This is a genomic window from Neisseria wadsworthii 9715 (assembly GCF_000227765.1).
Taxonomy (GTDB): domain Bacteria; phylum Pseudomonadota; class Gammaproteobacteria; order Burkholderiales; family Neisseriaceae; genus Neisseria; species Neisseria wadsworthii.
In genome coordinates this window covers 2,224,181-2,233,585 of record NZ_JH165159.1, presented here as the reverse complement: position 1 = coordinate 2,233,585, position 9,405 = coordinate 2,224,181, and the positions used below count along the sequence as shown (strand labels likewise).

The following is a 9,405-nucleotide window of genomic DNA, read 5'->3' as shown; positions in this document are numbered from 1 at the left end:
ATAGTCAATCAGCTTAATTTTTATTACGGCGTTTCTGAGTCTTAGCTCTGAGAGAATGATTTTTTAAGCTGATAAAATATCAAAAATCAGTTCCTTGCTACTTGTACTGTCTTTGGCTTGCTACCTTGTGTTAATGTGTTGATTGCTTTAGGTATCAACTTAAAAATTCCTACGTTATATTTGAGTGCAACCCGAGTATGGCGGTATATGTTATTAGGCAAGGGTTTAAAACTATAAAGCGTCATGATGCCTATCTGAAAACAGCTTTTCAGACAGGCATCATCTAATTCTTAATCATGTCAGCGGTATTCAAGCTTACATCGAGTATTTTCTTAAATCTAACAGCTTAGCTGCAGTGGGTAGAAATGAGTGGCTCTTCGGCTGTATTAAAGTGGATAAAAAAGTCGACTGTTTGCGTACAGTCGACTTTTTTGTCTGAATGATGCTCTTGTTAGAATAAAGCATCTAGATTGTTATTGCCCCCTCTTCCTGAATTTTCAGGTGTAGGTCTGTTAATAGGTTCTACAACGGTCTCTTGACCCGAGTTGGACGTATTACCTGGAGTACGCGATTTGGACGCGTTTCCGCTTGGGCGGCGTTGAGATGTAATTGGCCCGCTTGCACGATTGTCGAGAGCCAGTTTGGGGTTGGTGGATTGTTGCTCTTTTAGGAAATATTCTCCACCTCGGTTAACCAGTCCGGAAGGAACAGCCATCCCTTTACTTGGTGTACCCTTCAGAGCGAAACGCATATAACTTACCCAAACAGGTAAAGCGATAGTGCCGCCGTAACCTGCGCGCCCCATGCTGGTTGGTTTGTCGAAGCCGATGTAAACGGCAGTGACAATCTCAGGGTTGAAACCAACAAACCAAGCATCTTTATTGTCATTGGTAGTGCCCGTTTTACCTGCGATATCCGAACGGCCTAATGCATTGGCTCGAGTAGCAGTACCGCGGCGAACAACATCCTGCATCATTTTATACATGATGTAAGCGTTACGAGGATCAATAACTTGCGGCGCAGTTTCCCCCGCCACTAAAGGCTTCATCTGTGCACGCAGATTATTGTTGCTGTCATAAATCTTATCAATCACAAAGGATGAAACTTTATAACCACCATTGGCAAATACAGCGTAACCTTCAGCTACTTGCAGCGGTGTTGCTAGTCCCGTACCCAGAGACATAGATAAGCCGGCGGGATGGTCTGCGGCATTAAAGCCAAATCGCTGAATATATTGTTGCGCGTAAGGTATACCGATCGACATCAGAATTCTGATAGAAACCATGTTCTTCGATTTGGTCAATGCCTGACGAAGCGTGATAAAGCCTGAATAGGTACCATCCGCGTTTTTAGGCTGCCATGGCCGGCCGCCCGTACCATGTCCGGGAAGTGATAAAGGTGCATCATTTATCACAGTAGCGGCAGTCATACCTTTAGCTAATGCGGCAGAATAAATGAAAGGCTTAAAGGTCGAACCGGGCTGGCGTTGTGCCTGCGTGGCACGGTTAAAGCTTTTGCTGTGGAAATCATAACCGCCGACTAAGGCACGGATCGCCCCTGTTTTGGCTTCAAGAGAAACCAAGGCACCTTGCAAGAGTGGCTCTTGTACTACTGTCCAACCGCCGTTTTTAAGTTTGCTTAAACGGATAACGGCGCCGCGGCGGATTTGTGCATCGCCCATCTTTGTGTTGTTTAGCGCGCGGGCAGCAAAGCCTAAATTGATATTGGTTCGTTTACCATTAGGCAATTGGACTTGCACACCTTTCTTGCCTGCGGAAGTAACAACAGCAGGAACCATGCCGTCTACGGCATAAAGTTTGGATAAATAATCGTTAATATCCTCTTCTTCGTTTTCACTTTTGTCTAAATCAATGTAATGCTCTGCACCACGATAACTGCTTCCTCTGTCAAAGCCGCGTAGTGTGCGGCGCAGCGCTTCAGTAGCCACTTTTTGGTTTTCTGTGTTGACCGTTGTATAGACTTTAAAACCTTGTGTATAAGCGGACTCTCCGTATTTTTCATAAAGCTCTTGGCGAACCATCTCGGCAACATATAAAGCGCTTTGATCAATTTGTTGTACATAGCGCTCGTAATGCAAGTTTTCGTTTAGTGCCTGTGTTCGCTCGCCGGGAGTGATCATTTTTTCTTCGACCATGTTGTTTAAAATGTACTCTTGGCGGAGTTTGGCACGTTCAGGGTTAACAATAGGGTTGAATGTTGACGGAGCCTTAGGAAGGCCTGCCAGAATGGTTGCCTCTGCTAAGGTTAGTTTCTGTACAGGTTTATTGAAATAGATTTGAGAGGCTGCTGCAAAACCGTAAGCCCGTTGCCCTAAATAAATTTGGTTGAAATACAACTCTAAAATTTGGTCTTTGGTTAAAGACTGTTCGATTTTGTAGGCAAGCAAAGCTTCATTGAATTTCCGGGTAAATGTCTGCTCGTTTGTTAGAAAGAAATTTCTTGCAACTTGTTGCGTAATCGTACTGGCGCCGGAGCGTACACCACCTGTCATATTGCTGATCACTGCTCGTCCGACACCGATGACATCAACGCCCCAGTGGTTGTAAAAACGTTTGTCTTCTGCCGCTAATACAGCATCTTTCAAAACTTTTGGGAAATCCTCTATTTTTGTAAAAGCACGCCGTTCCTCTCCGTATAAACCAATTAACTTTCCATCGGAAGAATAAATTGTGAGGGGCATTCTAGGCTGATAATGTTGGACGGTATCTAAAGAAGGGAGTTTAGGATAGGTAACTAACACTGCTATGGCGAGCAAGCCAATTGCAAATAATGCTAAACCTAAAAAAAGCCCTAAGAATATGGTGATAATTTTTTTAATCATAGCGGAATAATAAATTTTGCCATTGCTGGCATTAAATAAAGTAAAATGATACAAATATTTCGTGGAGCACTTAAATTAAAACCACAAAATATACTTAAACAACTTACGGAAGCCAACACTGTTGCTTACTCTACTTGGCAGGAAACTTACATTATGCGTTTATTAAAAAACCAAAATAATACAACGAACAAAGCTTCGGCAGGTCTTACTTCTCGCGGATCGGTAGGTGTGGATATTAGTCAGAAAGCCATCAAAATGGTTCAGCTGACAGGGCGTAGTTTAAACCAAATTCAATTGGAAAAGTACGTTATTACAAAGCTACCGAAAAATATCATTCGTGGTAATCAAATTCAAGATTACGATCAATTAGTATCTTATTTGCAACATGCTTATAACCAACTTAATACCTCCAGTAAAAATATTGTCGCAGCAATGCCACAGGGTATGGTTACTGTAGAAACGGCTGTGCATCCGCGCGAAAGCGAGATGAGTTTGGGAGCATTTGCAGAAAATGAGATTGCTCAATTTGGTTCAATTGAAGAGATGAATTACGATTACCAAGTGGTTGGTAATTCCGTTATGCCTTTGGGGAAACAAGTTTTATTAGTTGCTGCACGTAAAGAAGATATTGAACCTCGTATTGAGGCATTAGAAAGCGCCAATTTAGCACCTTCATATATGGATGTGGATTTATTTGCACAGTGTAATGCGTTTTCTTTTTGGATTAACCAACATGCTCCAGAGCTTACCGATGAAAAAATAGCAGTTATTGATGTAGGCGATTACCAGATGCAGGCAATGGTTTTGCAAAAAGGCCAGATTCTTTACAAACAAGAAACGCCGGTTAGTGGCGAGCAACTAATTCAGCTGATTCAGCGTACTTACCAGGTGACGGAAGAAGAAGCCGAAAACATGAAAGCTTCCATGGAAAGCAGACCCTTGGATTATCAGTCACAAATAGCGGACCGTTTCAATATTCAGGTTGCTCAGGAAATACAGCGCGTTCTTCAATTCTATTACACGACGCAAGCAAGTGACCAATTTTCAAGCGTAAAACATATTTTCCTTACGGGAACAGCTTCACTTCAGGAAGGCCTGCCTGAAACAGTATTTTCACAAACAAACACGGCTGCCCAGTGCGTTAGCCCGATTATTTATGCTACGCACGGTAAAAGAATTGATTTATCACAACTACAGCAAGACGCCGCATTGCTGACTACAGCTTTCGGCTTAGCACTAAGGGGTTTATAAAATGATTGAATTAACGCGAATTAATCTTCTGCCTTATCGGGAGCAGATTGAGCAGCGTCAGAAGCAGCGTTTTAAGACATTGATGCTTTTGGCGCTTGCCGCAGGTGTCGGTTTATCAGTTGTTGCCTATATGGGGATCGGGGCGGCGATTAGTAAGCAAGAAGAAAGAAATGCTTTTTTAACCAAAGAAATTGAACAAGAAGACAAGAAGCTGGTTGAAATTAAAAAGTTGAGTCAAGAAAAGCGCAATTTTTTGGATAGAAAACAAAAAATTGAAGAACTCCAACATAAGAGATTTCAAGCTGCTTATATCGTTGATACTCTAAATGTATTGATTCCTGAAGGCACCCATCTTACTTCTATTAAGGTCGGTGAGAATCCGAATACCTACCTTATTAATGGTAAAGCAACAAGTGATAATAAGATCGCAATATTTATGCGTTCGATACCTAGCACCGGCTTGTTTACACAGCCGGAACTATTGAGTATTAAGCAGGTTGATAAAGCACAGGAGTTTTCATTGAAAGTATTGTTAAATCAATACAGTTCACCTGCGCAGAAAAATAGCAATACCAATACAGAGGCTAAGTTGGAAAACACAGGGGATGAAAACAATGGCCAATAAGAAATTAAAAGACGTTGATTTACAAACACTTCATTTGCTGAATAAACCTGCTAAGTTAGCAGTTGCTGCTCTAGTTGTTGTTGCCGTATTAGGTGCTGGCTACTTTGCAGTTTTTCGTACGCAATTAGAAGAGTTGGCAGCAAGTAAGCAAAAAGAAGAAGAGTTGAAAGTTAGCTATACGGAAAAAAGTATTCAAGCTGCTAGTCTGGATAATTTAAAAGCTGAATTGGTTGCCATTCGCTCATCATTCGATATTCTGTTAAAACAGTTGCCAACAGATGCAGAAATTCCCAACTTGATTCAGGAGTTGCATCAAGCAGGAGCAACCAATGGAATGAGTATGAATAGTGTGACGCCTCAGCCTACACAAAATGACGGGCCAATTCAGATTTTGCCTTATGCTATTTCAATTACCGGTAAGTACGATCAAATTAGTCAATTTGCGAGAGACGTGGGTTCTCTTTCCCGCATTATTACTTTGGAATCAATCAATTTAAGTAATGAAGAAAAAGGGGATAAATTGACTTTAACTGCTACTGCTAACACTTATAAAGCACGGCCGGCAGAGGAGGTTGCAGCGGAACAGAAAGCTGCTTCTCAAGCAGGGAACACAGATGAGCAAACTCAGCCGTAACATTACGAGAGGAATAAAATAATGACTCATAAAATCTTACTCCCAAGTTTAATGGCTTTAATGGTTGCGGCATGTTCTCCAGAGCATGAAGATTTAAGGCAATGGATGGAACAAACGCAAAAAGATGCGCAGAAGCATATACAACCATTTGAACAGCCTACCGTTAATCCTTCAGTTACTTATATCCCACCGAAAACAACAGGTTTGAATGCTTTTAGCGCTAAGCGATTGAATGAAGGCATCGCGGGACATAATGCACCGAATATCAACCGGCCAAAAGAAGTGTTGGAAGCATTTAGTTTGGAAAATATGAAATATGTAGGATCATTTATCTCAGGGAGTCAAAAAACAGGTTATATCGAGATAGATGGCCATGTTTATACAGTAAAAACAGGTAATTATGTAGGGCAGAACTTTGGTAAGATTACTTCGATCATGCCGGATAAACTGACAATTACAGAAGTTATCGAAAACGCCGATGGTAATTGGACTTTCCGAAATGCGGAACTACTGTTGGATAATAGTAAAGACAATCAGAGCATTAAAACAGACAATTAATATTTAAGGGGTAACTTTTAATGAAACCTATCAGTATGAAAACTATTTCAGCTATTAGCTTAGGTTTGGCTATGCAAACCTCAGCTTTTGCAGGCAACATTACAGATATTAATGTATCAACGTTGCCTAATAATCAAAAAATTATCAAAATCAAATTTGACCGCGATGTTGTGTCCCCGAGTGGTTTTGTAACCAATTCACCTGCTCGCATTTCACTGGATTTTCCGACAACTGATGTTGCTTTGCAGCAGCCTGTTTTGGAATACGCAGATCCTTTATTGAACCAAATCAGTGCTGTTAAAAACGGCAGTCAAACAAGAGTGGTTCTAAGCTTGAATAAAGCGGGTAAATATACTTCTGAGATCAAAGGTAATGAAGTATGGGTTTACGTGAATGAGGCACCTGAAGCTCCCGCTGCATCAAGTCAACCAACTGCCTCTGACCGTATAATTGTGAAAAAACAGGAGCAGGCCGTAAGTTCTGCATCGGTTGATTTCCGTAAAGGTAATGGTAATGCAGGTATTGTAGATATTAGTGCGCCTTCATTTAATGGTAATCCTTCTATAAAACGCCAGAATGATCGTGTTGTGATTACTTTGAAAAATCATCCATTGCCCGCACAAGCTCAACGCAGCTTAGATGTTTCTGATTTTAATACACCGGTTCGTGGTATTGTATTGAAACGTATTGGTAATGACACCGAAATCGTTATCAGAAATAAAGGTAGCTGGGATGTGCGTGAAAAGATTTCCGGCGGACGCATGTCTTTTGAAGTTTTACCGAAGGCAAATGTCGCAGATGCGGGATTGCAAAATAATAAAAGAAATAAAAACTTTACTGGCCGCAGGGTATCTTTTGATTTCCAAGACGTAGAAGTACGCACGATCTTGCAAATTTTGGCTAAAGAGTCTGGTATGAATATTGTAGCCAGCGACAGTGTAAGTGGCAAAATGACTCTCAGCTTGAAAGATGTGCCGTGGGATCAGGCTTTAGATTTGGTGTTGGAAGCCCGTAATCTGGATATGCGCCGACAAGGCAATATTATCAATGTCGCTCCGCGTGATGAGTTGTTAGCTAAAGATAAAGCCACATTGCAAGCTCAGAATGAAATCAATGATTTAGGTCCATTGTATTCTCAAACATTCCAGCTTAAATACAAAAACGTAGAAGAGTTCCGTAAAGTTTTGAGGCTGGAGGAAGGTGGTAGCAACAATACTGCAAACAGCATTTTAAGTAAACGGGGCAGTGCGTTAATTGATCCGGGTACAAATACACTGATTATTACCGATAATAATACAGTTATCCGGAAATTCCAAAAGTTGATAGAGGAATTGGACGTTCCTACTCGTCAAGTGATGGTAGAAGCTCGAATTGTGCGTGCTTCTGACGGATTCTCACGTGATATTGGTGTGAAGTTTGGCTATGGTGGTTCAAATGGAACCAATAGCTGGGGAAATAACCTTAACAATGCTATTAAAAACAATAATGCTTATGGTGATAACAGACGTGCGGAATACAATGCCCTAGCAAGTGCACTTGATAGTGGTAGCAGATATCAAGCACCAACACCAACACCTTACTCATGGGATCCTAACGTTAACTTGCCTATTGCGGCAGCCACTTCCAGCGTTGCGTTGATTCATAAAATGGCTTCGGGTGCTTTGAGTTTGGAATTACAAGCCCAACAGGCACAAAATAAGGCGAAAACTATTTCTAATCCGCGCGTTTTGACGCAAGACAGGAAAGAAGCCGTAATTGAGTCTGGTACTGAGATTCCGTACACTTCGGAAACATCCAGCGGTGCAACTGATGTATCGTTCAAAAAAGCTGTGTTGGGCTTACGTGTAACGCCGCACATTACACCCGACGGTCAAATCATTATGGATGTGAAAATCAATAAAGACTCAGTAAATCAAAGCTGCGGTGGTAGCAATGGTGAACCTTGTATTGATACCAATAACTTGGAAACCCGAGCGATGGTTGAAGATGGCGGCACTTTAGTTCTTGGCGGTATTTATGAAGAAATTAATTCTAACGGTATCAGAAAAGTGCCTCTGTTGGGTGATATTCCTGTGGTTGGTAACTTGTTTAAATCACGTACCCGCAACGAAGAGAGAAGTGAGCTGTTGATTTTTATCACGCCGCGCATCATTGATTATCAAGGTAGTAATTTACGCTATTAATAATCTTGTGACATAAAGAAACGGCACCTATTGATTAATAGGTGCCGTTTTATTCATGTTCTTCGTCTCCCCATGCAGACTTTATAGCTTGATTGATAGTGTCTATATCGAAGCCCCGGTAAACAAGGAAGCGCATATGTTTGTATTTATCAGCCAAATCTGCCGGAGGTTGTTTGAATTTTTTGCGTAGCACGTTTTTAGCGGTTGCTAATTCTTTCGCATGATCAGGCATAAAGGTTTGAGCTGTACTTGCATCAATGCCTTTTTCTGCTAATGCCTGCTTCAACCTTCGTGTGCCGTAGCGATCGCTTTTGCTGTGAATAAATGATTCGGTAAAGCGTTGGTCAGATTGCCAGTTACGCTCGGCAAATTCATTTAACACTTTTTCTACTTCCTCTTCGCTTTCGGCATAGGGCGAAAGTTTTCGTTTAAGCTCAATTCGGCTGATTTCACGGCGGGAGAGAATATCGAGTGCTCGGGCGCGAAGGGATTTTTTTGACATGTTATTTGAATGAGAGTAGTGGTGTAAGATAACAATGCCTGTCTGAATATGTTTCAGACAGGCATTGTTATATTTTATTTATTGTCTGGATCTGTTTGCGGGCGCAGATTTTCGTAGATTTCCGGTAATGAATTGATAACGCAGTCAGGTTTGGTGCTGCTTTTTTTAGAAAGCTCTGCCATATTGCCATAACCAAAAGATACACCCACGCTCATACAGCCTGCGGCTTTGGCAGCAAGGATGTCATTGTGTGAATCACCAACCATAAGCATGTTTTTCACATCCACACCCAATACTTCAGCGGCGTGTTGCAGTGGTAGCGGGTTGGGTTTTTTTTCAGACAGGCTGTCGCCGCCGAGAATCAGGCTGAAATAGTCGGCGAGTTTGAGTTGTTTGAGTAGCTCAACTGCCAATAGCTCGTTTTTATTGGTAATCACAGCCAGTGGAATGCCTAATGATTTAAGCAAACCGAGGCCGGCTTCAGTTTCAGGATAAGCTCGGGTAAAGTCAGACAAATGCTCGCGATAATATTGCATGAAAAAGGCAAATGCTTCTTCCCATTGTGACTGTGGTGCTTCTTCTTCGCGGGTTTCGGTTAAGATGCGGTGGACAAGTTTGGCGATGCCGTCTCCTACGTAGCTTTCTACGACTTTATCCGGCAGCGTAGGCAAGCCCATGTGTTGGCAGGTGGCGTTGGCGGCGGCGGCTAAATCGGGAATGGAATCACAAAGTGTACCGTCTAGGTCGAAAGCAGCGGCTTGAACATGGGCGAGAGTGGTTGGATTCATATTATTTTATGTATAGGGGAAG

General features: G+C 41.9%; 8 protein-coding genes. 5 read left to right on the top strand and 3 right to left on the bottom strand.

The features are described 5' to 3' along the window. Positions 1-451: 451 nt before the first annotated feature. Positions 452-2,842: a penicillin-binding protein 1A gene (locus HMPREF9370_RS10415; protein WP_040667662.1), complete on the bottom strand. Its 2,391-nt coding sequence runs from the start codon at positions 2,840-2,842 to the stop codon at positions 452-454. A 153-nt stretch (positions 2,843-2,995) separates the two neighbouring features. Here HMPREF9370_RS10415 and pilM point away from each other — a divergent pair, with 153 nt between their 5' ends. The 5 genes from pilM to HMPREF9370_RS10390 are packed head-to-tail and all read left to right on the top strand — an operon-like array spanning position 2,996 to position 8,093. Further along, a complete protein-coding gene (gene pilM, locus HMPREF9370_RS10410; protein WP_009117466.1) occupies positions 2,996-4,093 on the top strand; it encodes a type IV pilus assembly protein PilM in 1,098 nt (365 codons plus the stop codon). 1 nt (position 4,094) lies between these two features. Continuing rightward, on the top strand, positions 4,095-4,718 hold the full coding sequence (locus tag HMPREF9370_RS10405) for a PilN domain-containing protein (RefSeq protein WP_009117465.1): 624 nt from the start codon (positions 4,095-4,097) through the stop codon (positions 4,716-4,718). After that, positions 4,708-5,352 carry a type IV pilus inner membrane component PilO gene (locus HMPREF9370_RS10400; RefSeq protein ID WP_009117464.1) on the top strand — a complete coding sequence of 215 codons (645 nt, stop codon included), beginning with the start codon at positions 4,708-4,710 and terminating at the stop codon, positions 5,350-5,352. The genes HMPREF9370_RS10405 and HMPREF9370_RS10400 overlap by 11 nt, the downstream gene beginning before the upstream one ends. A gap of 21 nt (positions 5,353-5,373) precedes the next feature. After that, positions 5,374-5,910, top strand: coding sequence for a pilus assembly protein PilP (locus tag HMPREF9370_RS10395; RefSeq protein ID WP_009117463.1), 537 nt, complete (start codon positions 5,374-5,376; stop codon positions 5,908-5,910). Between the two features lie 20 nt (positions 5,911-5,930). Next, positions 5,931-8,093 (top strand): type IV pilus secretin PilQ, encoded by a 2,163-nt coding sequence (locus tag HMPREF9370_RS10390; protein ID WP_040667189.1) that lies wholly within the window; start codon positions 5,931-5,933, stop codon positions 8,091-8,093. Between the two features lie 49 nt (positions 8,094-8,142). Here the strand turns inward: HMPREF9370_RS10390 and recX are convergent, their stop codons facing one another. Together recX and HMPREF9370_RS10380 are read right to left on the bottom strand one after the other, a co-directional pair. Next, on the bottom strand, positions 8,143-8,595 hold the full coding sequence (recX, locus tag HMPREF9370_RS10385; protein WP_009117461.1) for a recombination regulator RecX: 453 nt from the start codon (positions 8,593-8,595) through the stop codon (positions 8,143-8,145). Positions 8,596-8,669: 74 nt separating this feature from the next. Then, positions 8,670-9,383 (bottom strand): phosphoglycolate phosphatase, encoded by a 714-nt coding sequence (locus HMPREF9370_RS10380; protein WP_009117460.1) that lies wholly within the window; start codon positions 9,381-9,383, stop codon positions 8,670-8,672. Positions 9,384-9,405: the final 22 nt, after the last annotated feature.